This is a genomic window from Brucella grignonensis (assembly GCF_002252505.1).
Lineage (GTDB): Bacteria > Pseudomonadota > Alphaproteobacteria > Rhizobiales > Rhizobiaceae > Brucella > Brucella grignonensis.
Map to the genome: position 1 here is coordinate 142,556 of NZ_NNRL01000153.1, position 19,489 is coordinate 162,044.

Below are 19,489 nucleotides of genomic sequence, written 5' to 3' on the forward strand. Positions count from 1 at the left end.
GGCTAGTTGAACTGGCCAATTAACTGGTAAGCGTCAGACTTCCTCGCCTTCGAACATCTGCACAGGCTGACTTGGCATGATGGTCGAAATTGCATGCTTATATACAAGCTGCGAATGGCCATCGCGACGCAGCAATACGCAGAAATTGTCAAAGGACGTCACGATACCCGTGAGTTTCACGCCATTAATAAGGAAGATGGTCAGTGAAATTTTCTGCTTGCGTACAGAATTGAGAAAAAGGTCTTGAAGATTTTGCGATCGTTCAGCCATTGTTTTTATTCCTTTATCGATCAGCAGTCAGCTCGCCAAATGCCAGACGAGCACGCGCACACACATAAATCAAGCTCCCGGATTGCGCAAAACCGGTCACTGATCGCAATTGCTGTGGAAAGACAACTGCTTCGCTCTTTAGCTTCGGTTAACAGGATGAGAATCTTTGCGCAACCGGCAATTTCAAATGCATGCAAGCAAATCTTTCACGCCCCACAAATCTGGTATTGTTTTCAATAAGCTGGGAGGAGAAAGCCTTAGGCCAGTTTATTGTATCGTCTCAACAGCATCATGGAATGGCGCATCCAGCAGAGATTTAACACGATCAATCGCCCACATATAAAAACTGCCGGGCTGAAGAGAAACCACTTCCTTGTGCTTCTTATGGATATGAAATCCGATAAAGTCCGGATGCTTCATTGGCTCCAGGCCATATGCAGGATCATAAATGCGCGTCGCTTCCTTCCCGACCCAGTAGTAGAAATTCTCCTGCGGTGCCGCATTTTTGAATATGCCGTACTTGCGGGCCAAACGCGAAATACCATCATTGCCGAAGATCGTGATCCCGATGGCGGCTGGTGTAATGTCTTTGCCAGTCATTCGATAATAAAGCGGACGCAGCTTACCGCGTCTCAGGCCAAGCCAGCGAGGCAATGGATAACTCGCAGCAACATAAGCTTCAAATTCGCGGATGATCGGATGGTCGTGCGGCAGATAAAGCGCTGAAACTCCCACTCGGAAACGATTCTCACGCGCAAGATACGGCTTTGACGGATCAGGATGAAATTGTTTGAGCAGATAGACATCCGTATCAAGCCAGACGCCCTGCTTGTGCTTCATCAGCATTATGCGGAAAATATCACTGAACTGGACGATGGTCGTCCTGCTACGAAAGTTTGGATATCCCGGATCCAGCCGCTTAAAGACCAGTTCGGGCAATATCTCGCTGGCGTCACACAGTTCTACTCCCTGTGGCACGTTTTCTATCGGCGCATAAGAAAACAATTTTACGCGTTGCCCCGTCATGACCATAGAAGCCAGACAGATTTGATCCACTTCACGTAGACGCGGTCCGTACCAAAAAGTGCAGATATCCATATAAGCCCCGAGGAAAGTACTACGTATTCTAGGGTCTGTGCGGAGTTAGGTTTTGAGCGTGGCGTGAGACGGATTTTGCTTCTGAACAGGAGAACAGGACGCCGTGGAGTGTCTCTCCACAAGGGCTGTTCGACGCATTCAGAGAGAAAATCCGCCACGTCCTAAAGGGATATGGTGAAAATGGCTCAGCTTTGCTCCTAAACCTGTGCCATTTTCATCCATACCACGCTTCAAAACGAATTCCCCACAGACCCTAATCAAAGCCCGATGATCAGAAGAACTCAAGGCTGACGCGGAACATCTGTTCCACATGCTTGATTGCATCTGCAGTGGCAAAAATCACAACACGATCTCTCGGTTTGATCTTTACATTGCCGTTTGGCTGGATGACTTGCCCGTCGCGATAAATCGCGCCAATTCGCAAACCTTCCGGCAGGTCGAGGTCGCGCAATGGGGCTCCAACCAATGAAGATGTCTCAAGCGCTTCGGCCTCAATTATCTCGGCCATATCGCGATAGACGCTATAAACTGCACGTATACGGCCACGTCGAACATGCTGCAATATCTTCGATACAGTCACTGCCTTCGGATTAATGTATGCATCAATCCCCACCATATGGGTGAAATCTTGATAAGCGACGGTATTGATCAGCGCCATGTTAGCCTTGCAACCGAGACGCTTCGCCATGATGCTCGATAGAATGTTGACCTGATCCTGATTGGTCAGCGCCACAAAGAGATCAGCATCTTCGATATCCGCTTCCTGCAAAAGCGCCTGATCCAGCGCGCTGCCATGCAGAACCATTGTTCTGTTGAGCTGATCGGCAATCGCAAAAGCGCGGTCGTGCTCACTTTCGATCATCTTGACCCGTGTTTGCCATTTGCGCTCTTCAATCGCTTTGGCAACATAAAGGCCGATATTTCCACCACCAGCAATGACAATGCGATGTGCTTCCGGCTTTTCATGCCCGAACAATGAAAGCGTTCTGCGAACCTGTTCGCGAGGTGTCACCACATAAGCGAGATCACCGGCATGAAGCTGATCCGTCGAGCGCGGAATGAACAGACTGCCATTGCGCACGACGCCGACGACCGTTGCCGTCAGATCGGGAAACAGGTCTGACAGTTGTTTCAGCGGTGTATTTATGACCGGACATTCTTCCAGACATTCGATAGCAAGACCGATAACTTTATCATCTGCAAATCGCAGAACGTCGGTAGCCCCCTGCAAAGCGATGCGTCGCAGAACGACTTCACCAACTTCGAGCTCCGGCGAAATAATAACGTCGATGGGCAAATTTTCGCGCAGGAACAGGTCCTGATACTCAGCCGTGAGGTAGGATTGCGCGCGAATGCGTGCGATCTTGGTCGGTACGTTGAAAACCGAATGCGCCACCTGACACGCCACCATATTGACTTCGTCAGACAGGGTGACGGCGATAATCATATCGGCTTCGTTGGCACCAGCAGCAGCCAATACATCGGGTTGAGACCCGTGACCAACAAAGCCACGCACATCCAATGTATCTCGGACGATCTCAATATGTCGTGCAGATGTATCGATAACGGAAACATCATTTTCTTCGGCAGCAAGCCGCTCGGCAATGCCATAGCCAACCTGCCCTGCTCCGCATACGATTACCCGCATATCATCCCGCCTGCTTTAAGCTTGTTTTTCTCTTATACGCCGAGAGATTTCAGTTTGCGATGCAAAGCCGAGCGTTCCATGCCGACGAATTCAGCAGTACGCGAGATATTGCCACCAAAGCGGTTGATCTGTGCAATCAGATATTCCTTCTCGAAACGCTCACGCGCCTCACGCAAAGGTAATGCCATGATGTGCTGATCAGACTCCGTAGGCGCACGCGGCAGCGTGTCACCAATTTCTGTTGGCAGAAGATCGGCTGTCACCGGCGCATCCGGATCATCGCCACGTGCCAGAATCATCACGCGTTCCACGTTATTTCGCAGCTGACGAATATTGCCCGGCCAGCTATGCGACTGCAAAACCGCCATCGCATCAGAACCGATCTTACGCGGCTTGATACCGGCCTGTTCGGCAATCTGCGTCATGAAATATTCGACCAGCGCTGGGATATCTTCGCGCCGTGCCGCAAGGGCTGGCACATGCACCGGCACCACCGAAAGACGATGGAAGAGATCTTCACGGAATGTGCCTTCGGCAATCATCCCTTCCAGATTCTGTGCGGTCGAAGAGATGATGCGGACATCCACCTTCACACGCTTGGTACCACCCACCCGCTCAAACTGCTGATCGACCAGTACGCGCAAAATCTTGTTCTGCGTTTCACGCGGCATATCGGCAACTTCATCGAGATAAAGAATACCGCCATGGGCTTCTTCGAGTGCGCCAACTTTACGCTCACCACCGTCCATTTCCGTACCGAACAGCTCAATTTCCATACGTTCCGGCGTAATGGTGGCAGCATTGACCGTCACAAACGGCCCATTGGCGCGCGTTGATTGCGCATGGATGGCACGTGCGGCCAGCTCCTTACCGGCGCCCGAGGGACCGGTGATCATGATACGGCTGTTGGTCGGTGCCACACGCTCGATGGTCTGACGAAGCTGATTGATAGCCAGCGACGCACCGATCAGATCCAGATTATCGCCACTGCGCTTACGCAGGTTGGAAACTTCACGCTTGAGCTTGGATGTCTCCAAAGCGCGCTCCGCAACCAGAATGAGACGGTCGGCCTTGAATGGCTTTTCAATGAAATCATAAGCGCCGCGGCGGATCGCAGATACGGCCGTTTCGATATTACCGTGACCGGAAATCATAACAACAGGCAGCTCCGGATGTTGTTTCTTGATCTCGTCAAGCAGCGCTAACCCATCAAGACGGCTGCCCTGCAACCAAATGTCGAGGAACACCAGACGCGGCACACGATCATCGATGGCTGCAAGCGCACTGTCAGCGTCAAAAGCGGTGCGTGTTTCATAGCCTTCGTCGCTCAGAATACCTGCAACGAGTTCCCGAATGTCCGCTTCATCGTCAACTACAAGAATATCGGCTGCCATATCAATTCACCTGTCCAATTATCTTGTTTTCGTGATTTCCCTCTTCCATACCGAGTGCATCGGTGGAAACCTCAGGAAAAATCATACGTATCATTGCGCCACGTCCTCCGTGGAAGTCTGCTGGCGCATCATGCAATTCCAAATGTCCGCCATGTTCTTCAACAATCTTGCGAACAATAGCGAGACCAAGTCCTGTGCCCTTTTCACGCGTGGTCATATAGGGCTCGAGCAGTTTCTGACGGTCATCGCCCGGCAAACCTTTACCGTTGTCGATAACATCAACCACGAGCTGCCCGTCGATTTTTTGCGACCGAACGAGAATATACCCATCCCCACGCTCTTCCTTGGACACTGCATCAATCGCCTCACTGGCGTTCTTGATGACATTACCAAAGGCTTGCCCAAGCAACCGGCTATCAAAAGAGCCGATGAGTTTTTCAGAACCATATTCATGGTTGAAATGAATATCGTTGCGGCTGACTTCGATGAGGAAGGACGCCTCACGAAGCGCCTCACGCAGATCCATAGCGCGCATTTCCGGCTTCGGCATACGCGCAAAAGCGGAAAACTCATCAACCATGCGACCGATATCACCGACCTGCCGGATGATCGTTTCTGTGCATTGATCGAAGACTTCCCGGTCTTCCGTAATCACCTTGCCGTAACGACGACGAATACGTTCTGCTGAAAGCTGGATCGGGGTCAGTGGATTCTTGATTTCATGCGCAATGCGGCGTGCGACATCAGCCCATGCGGAGGAACGCTGCGCCTGAACAAGATCGGTAATATCATCGACCGTCACCACATAGGAGTAATCGTCAGATTCCGCATCCTCAACCGTAACCTGCACATTGAAGTTACGTGCAACACCTCCACGGGTCATGCTGACCTGTTCGCGATGCATCGTGCGGCCCGTCGTGCGTGCGACCTCGAAGGCCTGTCCGATCTCCGGTGCAATACTGCTAAGGCTTTTGCCGATTGCATCCTGAGAGCTCACCCCAAACATATTTTCAGCAGAACGATTGAGAATCGAGATGGAATCGTCCGACTCAATGCCAATAACACCAGCAGTCACCCCCGAAAGCACTGCTTCGGAGAAGCGGCGACGCTCATCGATCTGATCTTTTGCAGAAATAAGTTCGTTACGCTGGCTCTTCAGCTCCGCAACCATGTTGTTGAACGTTCCCGAAAGCGCGCCCACGTCACCGTCCGATGAACGAACAGGCACGGAAATATCGAGATTACCCGCCGCCACATCATCAGCGGCACCAATCAACAGGCGAATTGGACGTACAAGACGGTCAGCAACCGCAATACCAGTCCACATAGCTGATAACAGAAGAATCAGCGTCAAACCGAAATAGAGCAACGCAAAAGCAATCTGGGTCGGAATACGATTGGCGTCCATCTCCTGATAGCGCTGCGTATTAGCCTCCATCAGGCGCATGGCTTCCAGAATCTGCTGATCGACGGCGCGCACCGTGTATAGATAAAGATCTGGAATTTCGCGCATCTTTATAACCGCACCGACAAAATTACTATTGCCGGGGGGAATGATCACGGGCTTACCATCAATGGCGGTCTTCAATGCATCTTCGGTAGGAGGTGGGAGGCGCGTCTCAACACCGGTTTCGCTTTTTACAACGATATCGCCGCCTTCACGCAACAAAAATGCACCAAGCAAACCACGACCACCGGCCTGGAGCGTCATATAGCGGATGAAGCCGCCTCGATCGAGGCTGTAAAGTGTGCGCTGAGCATCAAGTTCCTGCAACATCGAGAACGATGTGCTTTGCAGATTGAGCGCCGTTTCACGAATATATGCAGTCGTCAGACTTTGCGATGAACTCACAATGTCGCGCGTATTGGTATCAAACCAGCGATCAAGCCCAAGATTGAGCGTCACCGATGCGACGATGGCCACCACAATGGCCGGAATAGCCGCAACCAGTGAGAACAGTGCCACGATACGGACGTGCAGCCGGGAAGCAGCCTTCCCTGACCGGCGTGCGGACACAATGCGATAGACTTCACGACAAATCAGCAGGATCAGGAAAACAATCAGCGCAACATTGATGATAACGAGCGCCAGCGTCACATTACGATCAGGTGTGATTGGCGTAATGCCGATAAGAATGGCAAAAGAAATCGATGCCGTGATCAACGCCGAAACAACGGTAATAATACCAGGCAATGCAAGAAGCCTGCGCCCCTCACCCGCACGTGATGATCGATCTTCCCGGTCCATATCCGTCGTCAGATTCGCTGTATTCATGTTAACCATGTTACCCAATAGCGTTGCATCTATGCAACGCATTGTGGCGAAAATGCAACGATTGTTTACAGCTTTAAAGCATTTCCAGCAAAAGTGCGAAGCGGTTTTGCGTTGGATAATGCGCCAGACAAATAGTTAGATCGACGATCTAACTATTTGTCGAAAAGGTGAACAGATTTCCGCACCTATTGATGGCTTAGCTTTGTTTAGCACCACGATAAATGTTGACGCCAAGCTCCCTGATCTTCTTGCGCAACGTATTGCGGTTCAGTCCAAGAATCTCCGCTGCCTTGATCTGATTGCCGCGTGTCGCAGTAAGGCAAGCAAGGATGAGCGGATATTCCAGTTCTGCGAGAACGCGGTGATAGAGACCCGGCGGTGGCAGATCAGAGCCAAAGGACGCGAAATAACGCTGCATATTATGCTCCACCACCTGCGAAATGGTGATATTCTCGATATCGGCAGATGTGGAAACCGGAACGTCAGGCTTTGATAGCTCGGACTTCAGTTCCGCTTCGATGATCTCCGGTGAGATTTCGTCCTGCGGGTAAAGGGCGGCCAACCGGCGCACAAGGTTTTCCAGCTCGCGCACGTTGCCCGGCCATGGATAGCGACGCATCATGTCGAACCCGGCAGCAGTAATACGTTTCTCCGGCAACCCCTCTTCGGCAGCTCGCTTGAAGAAATGACGTACCAGATCAGGCACGTCCTCACTACGCTCGCGCAATGGCGGCAACCGCAGAGGCACGACATTCAGACGGTAGTAAAGATCTTCGCGGAAAAGCCCCTGCGCGATGAGCTGGCGCAAATCCTTGTTGGTCGCGGCCACGATGCGCACATCGGTCTTGATCGGCGTGCGGCCACCGACCGTCATATACTCGCCCTGCTGCAACACGCGCAGCAAGCGCGTCTGCGCCTCCATTGGCATGTCGCCGATTTCATCGAGGAACAGCGTACCGCCATTGGCCTGTTCAAAACGTCCGCTTGAACGATTTTGCGCCCCAGTAAAGGCTCCCTTTTCGTGTCCGAACAATTCGGACTCGATCAGATCACGCGGAATAGCCGCCATATTGATGGCAACAAACGGCCCTTTACGACGACGACCATATTCATGAAGCGCTCGTGCAACGAGCTCCTTACCCGTGCCCGACTCACCTGTGACCATCATGGTCAAATCGGTCTGCATCATACGGGCCAGCACGCGATAGATTTCCTGCATCGCAGGCGAACGACCAACCAGCGGCATGTTTTCCGCCTGCTCATCTGGCATCGCGGCTGCAGGCTTATGCTTGGGCTCAGAGAGCGCACGACCCACGATGTTGATAAGTTCGGTCAGATCGAAGGGCTTGGGCAGATATTCATAAGCACCGGCCTCAGAGGCACGAATTGCGGTCATGAAAGTATTCTGCGCGCTCATCACCACGATCGGCAGATCAGGGCGCATCTTCTTGATGCGCGGGAGCAGATCAAAGGCATTCTCGTCCGGCATATTGACGTCTGTGATGACCAGATCACCATCACCAGCGGCTACCCAGCGCCAGAGCGATGTTGCATTGGACGTTACCCGAACATCATAACCTGCGCGCGAGAGTGCCTGATTAAGCACTGTGCGAATTGCAGCATCGTCATCCGCGACGAGAATCGTACCTGTCGGACGTCCGGCAATCATGCGTTATCTCCTGTCTTTGCAGACATCTTCGAGCTCTTTGAACTCGTATTATCGACAGAACTCTTCCATGCAGGCATGAGTATGCGGAAGGTCGTACGGGATGGATGGCTGTCGCACTCAATCACACCGCCATGATCCCCGATGATCTTGGCAACAAGCGCCAGCCCCAAGCCTGAACCATTGGTCTTTGTGGTCACAAATGGATCGAACAGATGCGGCAGCATATCTTCGGGAACGCCCGGACCATTATCGTGCACGCAGAATTCGAGTGGCAAAGCCACGCGGTCACTCGCGCCAGGAACCTGCAAGCGAATGCCCGGACGATAGGCTGTTGAAAGTATGATCTCAGCCCCTTCGCGGTCACCGAGAGCCTCAGCTGCGTTCTTCACCAGATTAAGAAACACCTGAATCAGTTGATCCCGATTGGCAAAGACAGGCGGCAATGAGGGATCATATTCCTCAACGAAGCGAATATGCCGCGCAAATCCATTGCGTGCGATTGCCTTCACATGGTCGAGCACCGAATAAATATTGACTGCAGTGCGCTCGATTGGACGCTCGTCGGAAAACACTTCCATACGATCGACGAGCTTAACAATACGATCAGTTTCATCGGTGATGAGCCGCGCAAGTGCACGATCTTCGTCTGTTACCACCTGTTCAAGCAATTGTGCTGCACCGCGAATACCGGAAAGCGGGTTCTTGATCTCATGCGCGAGCATGGAAGCGAGACCTGTCACAGAACGCGCAGCGCCACGATGGGTCATCTGACGGTCGATCTTCTCCGCCATGGTCTTTTCCTTGAACAGGATTACCACAGCGCCCGGCGTCTCGATCACCGGAGCCACATAAAGATCAACGATGCGCTCAGCACCAAGCTTAGGAGACGATATATCGACGCGATACTCGTTGACCGGCACCTGACTGGTGCGAACCTGATCGACCAGAGCCAATAACGGACTTCCGAAAGGAAGAAAGGATTCCAGCCGGTTGCGCGCCAGAATGGAAGAACCGGAGCGAAAAAACTGCTCCGCATCCATATTGGCGTAAACAATGTGATTGTCGTTGCTCACCATGATGACAGGCTGATTGATCGCATCCAAAATTATGCCCGGAATGCCACCCGCTTCGGCTCTTCCGACCATCATGCGACCTTTCTGATTGCGTCTGCGTGATTTACATCACGCAGAAATACGCGGGCGAGCGCTGCGATAACCGCTTCAGGATCGGTGAGCGTCATGATTTCAGCCTTAGCATTTTTAGATTTTTCTGGCGACGAGAATGCCCCGTCCATGTGGCGATCCAGATACCAACCGAGATGCTTTCTTGCATGGCGGATACCAGTCTTGCTGCCATAGTGGTCGAGCATATCTTCGTAATGTCTTATAATATAAGAAAGAACTTCTTCGCGGGAACGTGGCGCGAAATCACTGCCTGCAATCGCGCCCGCCAACCACGGTTGCCCATAGGAACCGCGTCCAACCATCACGGCGTCCGCACCCGAACGGCGCAATAACTCTTCCGCATCCGCACGTGATAACACATCGCCGTTGGCTACCAGAGGAATCTTCACCACATCACGCACGGCATGAATGGCATCCCAATCGGCCGTACCCTCATAAAACTGACAACGGGTGCGGCCATGAACCGTCACCATCGCAATGCCCGCATCTTCGGCACGCTTTGCCAGTTCCGGCGCATTGATGCTGTTTTCATCCCAACCGAGACGCATTTTGAGCGTAACCGGAACTTTGACGGCATTTACCGTGGCTTCAACCAATGTCATCGCATGGTCGAGATCGCGCATCAGCGCTGAACCGGAATAACCACCGGTCACCTTTTTGGCGGGGCAGCCCATATTGATGTCGATGATATCCGCCCCCTCGCCCTCGGCAATCTTCGCGGCTTCACCCATCCAATGCGCTTCACGACCCGCGAGCTGCACTACATGCGTACCCAGCCCCTCACCAGAAAGGCGTAACATACTTTCTTTATGACGATTGCAGAGCTCGGCGCTCGCAACCATCTCAGAAACGACCATACCTGCGCCAGCCTCGGCAGCGCGTTTTCGGAATGGAAGGTCGGAAACACCCGACATGGGCGCAAGAAAAACGCGGTTTTGAAGCACCACGCCACGGATGTTCAGAGGTTGTTCGAGAAGAGTCACCAAGAAATGCCCATTTGATGTGCATGATGCAATTAGCACACACTTTAATCACTCAATGCATTGAACGCAAGGAAAAGCGCGTGCCTGCGCTGATAAATCCATTGCGGTATGGCAATTATTTGCGCAAGGCATTATTCCGCGTTTAACTAGATGAATCTTTTGGCAAAGGCGACCGACATTTCACGGGCAGCAGCAGTCATCGTAGCCGCGGGGCGTGGCGAACGGGCGGGACAGAGCACTGAAGGGCCGAAACAATATCGGCGGATCGGCGGCGAAGCTGTGCTTGCGCGCACGCTGCGTGCTTTCGCCCAATGCGCTGCGATTGACCAGATTGTCGTGGTCATTCACGCGGATGATGCCGCACTTTATGATAATGCCATTGCAGATCGCTCCTCGAACATACGCGTTGTAACAGGTGGCCCTACACGCCAGGAATCGACCCGGCTTGGGCTACTGGCGCTTGGCGAAGACGCCCCGCAATATGTACTCATTCATGATGGCGTGCGCCCCTTTATAGAGCAGGACCTTCTCGCGCGGATATTCGACAATCTGACGCCAGAAGAAGGTGTACTGCCCGCGCTCGCCGTGTCCGATACGTTGAAGCAATCGGCCAGTGATGGAACCGTTAAGACAACCGTTCCGCGCGCCGGTCTTTTCGCGGCTCAGACACCGCAAGCTTTCCCCTTTGCGCCGATCCTAGTCGCGCACGAAAAAGCATTCACCAGCGGTCGCTCCGACTTTACCGACGATGCATCCATTGCGGAATTCTATGGGCTTTCAGTACGCATCATTGAAGGTTCCGCAGACAATACGAAATTAACGTGGGCCAAAGATATCGAAATGGCCGACAAACGCTTGAGGCATGGCATGACTTCATTTCCAGATATCCGCACCGGCAATGGCTATGACGTTCACAGCTTTGAACCCGGCGATCACGTCACGCTCTGTGGCGTTGCAATTCCACACGACAAGAAGCTTAACGGCCACTCTGATGCGGACGTCGCGCTGCATGCCTTAACCGACGCATTGCTTGCAACGCGCGGTGCAGGTGATATCGGCACGCATTTCCCGCCTTCCGATCCGCAGTGGAAGGGTGCAGCATCGCACATTTTCGTTGAGCATGCGGTCAAGATCGTCCGTGAAGCAGGCGGCCGTATTGCCAATGCCGATGTCACGATTATCGCCGAAGAACCCAAGATCGGACCACACCGCCCCGCGATGACGGAAGCCATGGCAAATATGCTGGGCATTTCCCTCGACCGCATTTCCGTAAAAGCGACCACCAACGAGAAAATGGGCTTTGTTGGGCGTGGCGAAGGTATTGCTGCTATTGTGACGGCAACAGTGATCTATCCCGGTGAGGTTCCTGAATGACACTTGTTGCCGAAGCCCAGGCCATCGACGTTCTCAGTGCATGTCGCAAACACGGCATCATGATTACGACAGCAGAATCCTGCACAGGCGGGCTAATCGCGGCAGCACTCACCGATATTGCCGGTTCATCGGATGTAGTGGATCGCGGCTTTGTAACCTACTCCAATGAAGCCAAGAATGAGATGATCAGCGTCCCGATGGAACTGATCAACCAAGTGGGTGCGGTTTCAAAAGAAGTGGCAATAGCCATGGCAGAAGGCGCGCTCGCTCATTCACGCGCAGGCATCAGCATTGCCGTTACCGGTATTGCCGGCCCCGGCGGCGGATCGGCAGAAAAGCCGATCGGCCTTGTGCACATTGCCAGCGCGCGCAAAGGTTTTGCCACGCTGCACAAAGAATGCCGTTTTGGTGAAAAATCACGCGAAGATATTCGTCACGAGACAGTGCTTGCCGCACTGGCACTGGTTCTTGAAGCACTTAATTCCTAAGTCAGCTAGACCGCAATCAAATCGAAACGCGCTCTTAGAGCGCATCCCGAAAGGGATCAAACGGTTTTCGGACAAAGATGCGCGTTAAAACAAATATTTAGAGCGCTCAGATCGGCGCCCTAAAGACCATAAATGTGATCTGCGCGCTTCTCAAAAGCTTCCGAGAATTTGCGGAAAGCCAGATCGAACATCGACCCCATCAGAAGCCCAAGTGTTCTGCTTTTGAATTCATAATCGATGAAAAACTCGACATCGCATTCAGAACCATCGCCAACCGGTTTGAACGTCCAGCGATTATCGAGATAACGAAATGGACCATCGACATATTTCACGTCGATGACGTTCTCTTCCGGCTTCAAAAACACCTGACTGGTAAAAGTCTCACGGATCACTTTGTAACCCACGGTCATATCAGCGACTAAAAGTGTCTTGCCGTCTTTTTCCTTGCGTGACCGGATCGAAAGAGCTTCGCACATCGGCAGGAATTGCGGATATTTTTCAACATCCGCAACCAACGCAAACATGTGCTCTGCCTTGTGGTGAACCCGTCTGACATTCGTAAACTGCGGCATGCGATATTAAGCCTGTGCTGCGACCTGCGCTTCGCGTGCAGCCTTTAGCTTCGCAAAATCATCGCCAGCATGGTGCGATGAGCGTGTCAGCGGGCTGGACGCAACCAGCAGGAAGCCCTTGGTACGACCAATCGTCTCGAAAGACTTGAATTCATCCGGAGCCACAAAACGGATGACCGGATGGTGCTTACGGGTCGGCTGGAGATACTGGCCAATCGTCATGAAATCCACGTCCGCAGAACGAAGATCGTCCATCAGCTGCAGGATTTCGTTCCGCTCTTCGCCAAGACCAACCATGATGCCGGATTTGGTGAAGATCGTCGGATCGAGTTCCTTCACACGCTGCAACAGACGAATGGAGTGGAAATAGCGCGCGCCAGGACGAACCTTGAGATACCTCGAAGGCACTGTTTCCAGATTGTGATTGAACACATCGGGGCGTGCCTTAACAACGATCTCAAGCGCGCCTTCCTTACGCAGGAAGTCTGGAGTCAGAATTTCAATCGTCGTCTTTGGTGCAGCTTCGCGGATTGCGCGAATGACATCGGCGAAATGTTGTGCGCCACCATCGACCAGATCATCACGATCAACCGACGTGATAACAACGTGGGTCAGCCCCATCTGTTTGACGGCACGGCCCACATTTTCCGGTTCATTCGGATCAAGAGCTTTTGGAATACCGGTCGAAACATTACAGAACGCACACGCACGGGTGCAGATTTCACCCATGATCATGAAGGTCGCGTGCTTCTTTTCCCAGCACTCGCCAATGTTCGGGCAACCGGCTTCTTCGCAAACAGTGACAAGCTTGTTGGAACGGACTATCTCACGCGTTTCATTGTAACCGCGCGAAACGGGTGCCTTGACGCGGATCCAATCCGGCTTCTTCAGAACTTCATTGTCTGGACGGTGAGCCTTTTCAGGATGCCGCTGCCGTCTCTCGTTCACTGTATCGAGAACTGTAACCATGCTGTTTCCTGCCTATCTGGAACAAAATGCCTGCGGGCCTTGTGCTCCAACAATGGGTAGACCTCTGAATGTGGCTTGCCCTACCAATTTGATACACTGCTGCGCAATGCCCATAACTGCGGCTTACCGTCTCGCTGCAATTCCAATCGCTCTGAAAACCAGAGCCCATATCAGGCCGAATATAAGGCCGCCAAAGCCAAGTGCCAAGGTCAGTGTCCAGACACCGTACCAGCCGGCAATCGCCATTCCGTTGATCGATATGGTGTTTCCGCCGATCAAGCTAAAGCTTCCTGCGAGAAAACCCAGCGCAAGACCGCCTGCGGTACACCATTTGATCATGGGCCAGGCGGCACGCCGCCAAGGCCCTCCATTATCGATCAGCGGAATGTGCTTACTCCTGTTCACTCGCTTTACGCATTGTCCAACGCAAAACTGCTAAGCACTTTTGCTGGAAATGCTCCTATTACATGTTCAGCGCACGGCCATAGGCATCCAGTACGCTTTCCTTCATTGTCTCGGAAATTGTCGGATGCGGGAAGACCGAATGCATCAGCTCTTCTTCTGTAGTTTCAAGGTTCATCGCGACAACGAAGCCCTGAATAAGCTCCGTTACTTCCGCACCGACCAGATGGGCACCCAGCAGCTGCCCGGTCTTTTTGTCGAAAATGGTCTTAACCAGACCCTGATCTTCACCAAGTGCGATTGCCTTGCCGTTGGCGACAAATGGGAACCGTCCAACGCGAATATCACGTCCCAGCTCTTTCGCCTTGGCTTCAGTGAGGCCAACGGAAGCGACCTGCGGATTACAATAGGTGCAGCCCGGGATCATGTTGCGGTCAAGCGGATGAACATTCGGCAGACCGGCAATCTTCTCAACGCAGATAACCGCTTCATGCTCAGCTTTGTGAGCCAGCATTGGTGGACCCGCAACGTCGCCAATCGCGTAAATGCCATCAACATTGGTCTTGCAATAAGCATCGATGACAATGCAACCGCGATCTGTCTTGATGCCAAGTGCTTCAAGGCCGATATTCTCGATGTTGCCCTGAACACCAACGGCCGAGATCATGCGATCAACGGTCAGCGTCTGAACCTTGCCGTCTTTGGTTTCGATATGAGCGGTCACATTGTTCGCGCCCTTCTCGACCTTGGAAACCTTGGCATCCGTGATGATCTTGAGGCCACGCTTTTCAAGCTGCTTGCGCGCGAAAGTCGAGATTTCCGTGTCTTCAACCGGCATAATATTCGACATCAGTTCAACGACAGTCACGTCAACGCCCATGTCATTGTAGAACGAAGCGAATTCGATACCGATTGCACCAGACCCCATGACCAGCATGGTTTTCGGCAGTTCCTGCGGGACCATGGCTTCAAAATAAGTCCAGATCAGCTTGCCATCTGGCTCAATACCCGGAAGCGCACGCGGACGTGCACCAGTGGCAATGATGATGTTCTTAGCCTTATAAGTACCCTCACCCAGCGTGTTCTTCGGCAACGGTGCCTGTGGCAGCATCGGCGCCTTGGAAGTCTTGGAAACGACAATCTCCCCCGGCTTGGAAAGCTTTGCTTCACCCCAGATCACGTCGATCTTGTTCTTCTTCATGAGGAAGCCAACGCCGCCATTCATGCGCTCTGCAATACCACGCGAGCGGGAAACAACAGCCTTGATGTCGGCAGTGATAGAGCCTTCAAGCTTCAGGCCATAATTCTTGGCATGATCAGCAAGGTGCTTCACTTCTGCCGAACGCAGCAACGCCTTGGTTGGAATACAACCCCAGTTGGAGCAGATGCCAGCGAGATGTTCACGCTCTACAACAGCCGTCTTGAGTCCAAGCTGTGCTGCACGAATAGCCGCGACATAGCCTCCAGGACCCGATCCGATAACAATAACGTCGTAACTGTTGGACACGCTCATTCTCCTCGAGTGGTCTTTATGCCGGATCACCGGCATATCTTTCACTGTTCAAAAAGCCGATACTATCGGCCCAATAATTTACAGACCGAGCACTGCACGAACAACAGGCTCCAGCCCTTGTCCGATTGCCCGGGTATTTTCTCTATCGAGATGCACACCATCAAACGAAGTCGTCTTCGCGACAGTCGATGCATCAAAAAACGCGCATTTCATCTCATCGGCAAGCCCGGAAAGCAACGGACCCAACTTGGCAGTTTCAACAATGCCGCCCGCAAACATCGAAGCAAAAGCCGGATCAGCGCTCTCGCTGATATGTGGTGGCGCTACGATAAGAATTTCAGGGACGCTCGAGCCTTGACCATAAGGATGCGAACGAATGATCTGGATCAGTCTGCGCATACCGGAACAGCTTGAAAATGCTCCACCCACGACCTGCGGTTTCATATCATTGCTGCCTAGCAAGATAATAACCAGATCAAGCGGGGAATGCGTGCCGAGCAATGTTGGCAGAATACGAGCGCCATTGCGGTCTTCCGCAGCTGTATAATCATCAAAGGCAGTCGTTCGACCGCTCAGCCCTTCAGCAATCACATTTGCCTGTGAACCAAGTAAATTCTGCAGAACCGATGGCCAGCGATCTTCCAGTGGAAGGCGCGCACCATTGGGAGCCTGATAGCCCCAGGTCAATGAATCACCAAAGCATAAAATAGACTTCATACGTTACGACTCCGCGGCAAATAAACCTGATCAATAAACTGAAAAATAAAACTAAAAAAAGCAAACCCAAGCCACGCAAGCAACTTGGGCATCAGTATATCGTTCTTGACAGCAGAGAAACCGCCAAGGCTTTTCCCGATAGTAGAAGCGACGAAAAGCCTTGGCGTTAATGTCATATTACACCAGCATACCCATCGGGTTTTCGATGTGACGCTTGAAGGCCTGTGCAAGTTCAGCAGCCAAAGCGCCATCAACAGCACGGTGATCGGTGGAAAGGGTGACGGACATAACCGTCGCAACCTTGATTTCACCGTTCTTGACCACTGCGCGCTGTTCGCCCGCACCGATTGCGAAGATTGTCGCATGTGGTGGGTTGATGATTGCTGCAAAGTCCTTCACGCCGAACATGCCGAGGTTGGACACAGAGGTCGAACCACCCTGATATTCATCAGGCTTCAGCTTGCGATCACGCGCGCGCTTGGCGAGATCCTTCATCTCATTGGAGATGGCGGACAGCGTTTTGGATTCCGACTGACGCACGATTGGCGTAATCAGACCGCCCGGGATCGACACAGCAACACCGACATCCGCACGCTTGTGCTTGATCATGCCGCCTTCAGTCCAGGAGACATTGGCTTCTGGAATGTCACGCAGCGCAAGAGCAACAGCCTTGATTACCAGATCGTTGACAGAAAGCTTGTAGGCCGGAACCTCGCCCTTCTCTGTCTTGATCAGCGGTGCAGCGGCGTTGATCTGCGAACGCAGAGCCAGCAGCGCATCAAGTTCGCAATCAATCGTCAGATAGAAATGCGGAACAGTCTGCTTCGATTCCACCAGACGGCGGGCAATGGTCTTGCGCATACCGTCGTGAGGAACGATTTCGTATGTGCCTTCTTCAAAGAGCTTGAGGATGGCATCATCCGACTGAGGCTTTGGAGCAGATGCTGTTGCCTGCGGTGCAGCCGCAGACGAGGCTTTAGCCCCGCCCGATTTGATCGCAGCTTCAATGTCGCGCTGAACGACACGGCCATGAGGACCTGTGCCTTTTACAGCGGAAACATCGACGCCTGCGTCCTTAGCGATGCGACGGGCAAGCGGCGATGCAAAGACGCGTTCACCCTTGTTCTCAGCGCCTTTACTTGCAGCCGGAGCTGCCGCTGGGGCTTCAGCCTTTACAGGAGCCGGAGCTGCCGCAGGTGCCGCTTCCTTTTTGGGCTCTTCCTTAGGCGCTTCTGCCTTTGGTGCAGGAGCGGAATCGCCACCTTTCGCTGCTTCCGCAACATCCTCGCCGTCTTCGGCGAGAATTGCGATCAGCGCGTTGACCTTTACGCCTTCGGTTCCGGCAGGAACGACGAGCTTGGCAACGACACCTTCATCGACAGCTTCGACTTCCATCGTCGCCTTGTCGGTTTCGATCTCGGCGATCACATCGCCGGACGTAACCTTGTCGCCTTCTTTAACCAGCCACTTGGAAAGATTGCCTTCTTCCATGGTTGGTGAAAGCGCTGGCATGGTGATCTTAATCGGCATGTCCAGTACCTCCTCAGGCGGTGTAGGTCACGGCTTTCACCGCTTCTACCACTTCTGCAACAGTTGGCAGAGCCAACTTTTCAAGATTTGCCGCATATGGCATCGGTACGTCCTTGCCAGCGATCGTCAGGATCGGCGCATCGAGATAATCGAACGCCTGCTGCATGACGCGTGTGGCAATTTCAGTACCAACGGAAGACTGTGGGTAGCCTTCTTCAACGGTGACGAGACGACCGGTCTTCTTGACCGATTCTACAACCGTTGGAATATCCATTGGACGGATGGTGCGCAGATCGATGATTTCCACATCGATACCAAGACCGGCCAGCTCTTCTGCAGCCTTAACCGCATAGGTCATGCCGATACCGAACGAAACGATGGTAGCGTCCTTGCCCTGCTTATGAATGCGGGCCTTGCCGATTGGCAGAACGAAATCATCAAGCTTCGGCACATCAAAATGATGACCATAAAGAATTTCGTTTTCGAGGAAGACTACCGGATTTGGATCGCGGATCGCAGCCTTGAGCAGACCCTTCGCGTCAGCAGCCGTATAAGGCATGACGACCTTGAGGCCCGGAATCTGGCTGTACCATGCGGCATAGCACTGGGAGTGCTGAGCAGCAACGCGGGCAGCCGCACCCGAAGGGCCGCGGAACACCATTGGTGCACCCATCTGGCCACCGGACATATAGAGCGTCTTGGCTGCCGAATTGATGATCTGGTCAATCGCCTGCATGGCGAAGTTGAACGTCATAAACTCAACGACTGGCTTCAGGCCTGCCATTGCGGCACCAACGCCAACACCGGCAAAACCGTGTTCGGTGATCGGGGTATCGACAACGCGGCGTGGGCCGAATTCATCGAGAAGACCCTGCGTGATCTTGTAAGCGCCCTGATATTCGGCAACTTCTTCGCCCATGACGAAGACATTCTCGTCACGGCGCATTTCTTCGGCCATGGCATCGCGCAGCGCTTCACGCACAGTTGTCGAAACCATTTCCGTACCGGCTGGAATATCCGGATCAGCAGCAACTTCGACCTTAGGAGCAGCAGGCACGCTATCAGCTTTCTTTTCTTCAGCCTTTGGCGCTTCTTCCTTGGGTGCTTCTGCTTTTGCAGCAGGAGCGGAACCAATGTCAGAAGCGCTTTCGCCATCACCAAGCAGGACAGCAATTGGCGTATTGACCTTCACGCCTTCAGTTCCTTCTGCGATGAGAATTTTACCGACGGTGCCTTCATCAACGGCTTCAACTTCCATCGTCGCCTTATCGGTTTCGATTTCCGCGATCACGTCACCGGACGTAACCTTGTCGCCTTCTTTTTTAAGCCACTTGGACAATTTGCCCTCTTCCATCGTCGGAGAAAGAGCAGGCATGAGAATTTCTACGGGCATGACAACACCT

At 52.9% G+C, this 19,489-nt stretch carries 17 protein-coding genes; 2 read left to right on the top strand and 15 right to left on the bottom strand.

The genetic code is table 11. The annotated features are described in order from the left end of the window. Positions 1-33 precede the first annotated feature (33 nt). The 8 genes from hfq to dusB form a co-directional block, all read right to left on the bottom strand. Positions 34-270, bottom strand: a complete 237-nt coding sequence (gene hfq / locus CEV33_RS06460; RefSeq protein WP_007875113.1) for an RNA chaperone Hfq — start codon at positions 268-270, stop codon at positions 34-36. Positions 271-537: 267 nt separating this feature from the next. Next, positions 538-1,368, bottom strand: a complete 831-nt coding sequence (locus CEV33_RS06470; protein ID WP_094539654.1) for a glycosyltransferase family 32 protein — start codon at positions 1,366-1,368, stop codon at positions 538-540. Positions 1,369-1,639: 271 nt separating this feature from the next. Beyond that, on the bottom strand, positions 1,640-3,016 hold the full coding sequence (trkA, locus tag CEV33_RS06475; protein ID WP_094539655.1) for a Trk system potassium transporter TrkA: 1,377 nt from the start codon (positions 3,014-3,016) through the stop codon (positions 1,640-1,642). 32 nt (positions 3,017-3,048) lie between these two features. Next, a complete protein-coding gene (gene ntrX, locus CEV33_RS06480; RefSeq protein ID WP_094539656.1) occupies positions 3,049-4,410 on the bottom strand; it encodes a nitrogen assimilation response regulator NtrX in 1,362 nt (453 codons plus the stop codon). A 1-nt stretch (position 4,411) separates the two neighbouring features. Beyond that, positions 4,412-6,727, bottom strand: a complete 2,316-nt coding sequence (locus CEV33_RS06485; protein WP_094539657.1) for a sensor histidine kinase NtrY-like — start codon at positions 6,725-6,727, stop codon at positions 4,412-4,414. A gap of 154 nt (positions 6,728-6,881) precedes the next feature. Continuing rightward, positions 6,882-8,354 (bottom strand): nitrogen regulation protein NR(I), encoded by a 1,473-nt coding sequence (gene ntrC / locus CEV33_RS06490; protein ID WP_024897124.1) that lies wholly within the window; start codon positions 8,352-8,354, stop codon positions 6,882-6,884. Continuing rightward, complete coding sequence (locus CEV33_RS06495) at positions 8,351-9,499, bottom strand: two-component system sensor histidine kinase NtrB (RefSeq protein WP_094539702.1); 1,149 nt, start codon at positions 9,497-9,499, stop codon at positions 8,351-8,353. The genes ntrC and CEV33_RS06495 overlap by 4 nt, the downstream gene beginning before the upstream one ends. Beyond that, entirely contained in the window at positions 9,499-10,521 is a 1,023-nt protein-coding gene (gene dusB, locus CEV33_RS06500; RefSeq protein ID WP_208620165.1) for a tRNA dihydrouridine synthase DusB, read from the bottom strand. Before dusB ends, CEV33_RS06495 begins: the two co-directional genes overlap by 1 nt. 150 nt (positions 10,522-10,671) lie before the next feature. Between dusB and CEV33_RS06505 the strand changes: the two genes are divergently transcribed. Together CEV33_RS06505 and CEV33_RS06510 are read left to right on the top strand one after the other, a co-directional pair. Further along, complete coding sequence (locus CEV33_RS06505) at positions 10,672-11,895, top strand: bifunctional 2-C-methyl-D-erythritol 4-phosphate cytidylyltransferase/2-C-methyl-D-erythritol 2,4-cyclodiphosphate synthase (protein WP_141211570.1); 1,224 nt, start codon at positions 10,672-10,674, stop codon at positions 11,893-11,895. Further along, complete coding sequence (locus CEV33_RS06510; RefSeq protein ID WP_094539659.1) at positions 11,892-12,383, top strand: CinA family protein; 492 nt, start codon at positions 11,892-11,894, stop codon at positions 12,381-12,383. The genes CEV33_RS06505 and CEV33_RS06510 overlap by 4 nt, the downstream gene beginning before the upstream one ends. Positions 12,384-12,502: 119 nt before the next feature. Here CEV33_RS06510 and CEV33_RS06515 read toward each other — a convergent pair whose 3' ends face one another. The 7 genes from CEV33_RS06515 to CEV33_RS06550 form a co-directional block, all read right to left on the bottom strand. Then, positions 12,503-12,955, bottom strand: coding sequence for a type II toxin-antitoxin system RatA family toxin (locus tag CEV33_RS06515; protein WP_094539660.1), 453 nt, complete (start codon positions 12,953-12,955; stop codon positions 12,503-12,505). A gap of 6 nt (positions 12,956-12,961) precedes the next feature. After that, a complete protein-coding gene (gene lipA, locus CEV33_RS06520) occupies positions 12,962-13,924 on the bottom strand; it encodes a lipoyl synthase (protein ID WP_094539661.1) in 963 nt (320 codons plus the stop codon). A gap of 123 nt (positions 13,925-14,047) precedes the next feature. Next, a complete protein-coding gene (locus CEV33_RS06525) occupies positions 14,048-14,263 on the bottom strand; it encodes a hypothetical protein (protein ID WP_094539662.1) in 216 nt (71 codons plus the stop codon). A 124-nt stretch (positions 14,264-14,387) separates the two neighbouring features. Then, the gene (lpdA, locus tag CEV33_RS06530) at positions 14,388-15,833 is read right to left on the bottom strand and encodes a dihydrolipoyl dehydrogenase (RefSeq protein WP_094539663.1); all 1,446 of its coding nucleotides are present in this window, start codon (positions 15,831-15,833) and stop codon (positions 14,388-14,390) included. An 84-nt stretch (positions 15,834-15,917) separates the two neighbouring features. Then, positions 15,918-16,556, bottom strand: a complete 639-nt coding sequence (locus CEV33_RS06535; RefSeq protein ID WP_094539664.1) for an SGNH/GDSL hydrolase family protein — start codon at positions 16,554-16,556, stop codon at positions 15,918-15,920. Positions 16,557-16,733: 177 nt separating this feature from the next. Beyond that, the gene (locus CEV33_RS06545; RefSeq protein ID WP_094539666.1) at positions 16,734-18,086 is read right to left on the bottom strand and encodes a pyruvate dehydrogenase complex dihydrolipoamide acetyltransferase; all 1,353 of its coding nucleotides are present in this window, start codon (positions 18,084-18,086) and stop codon (positions 16,734-16,736) included. Between the two features lie 13 nt (positions 18,087-18,099). Further along, on the bottom strand, positions 18,100-19,479 hold the full coding sequence (locus CEV33_RS06550) for a pyruvate dehydrogenase complex E1 component subunit beta (protein ID WP_094539667.1): 1,380 nt from the start codon (positions 19,477-19,479) through the stop codon (positions 18,100-18,102). Between the last annotated feature and the right edge of the window lie 10 nt (positions 19,480-19,489).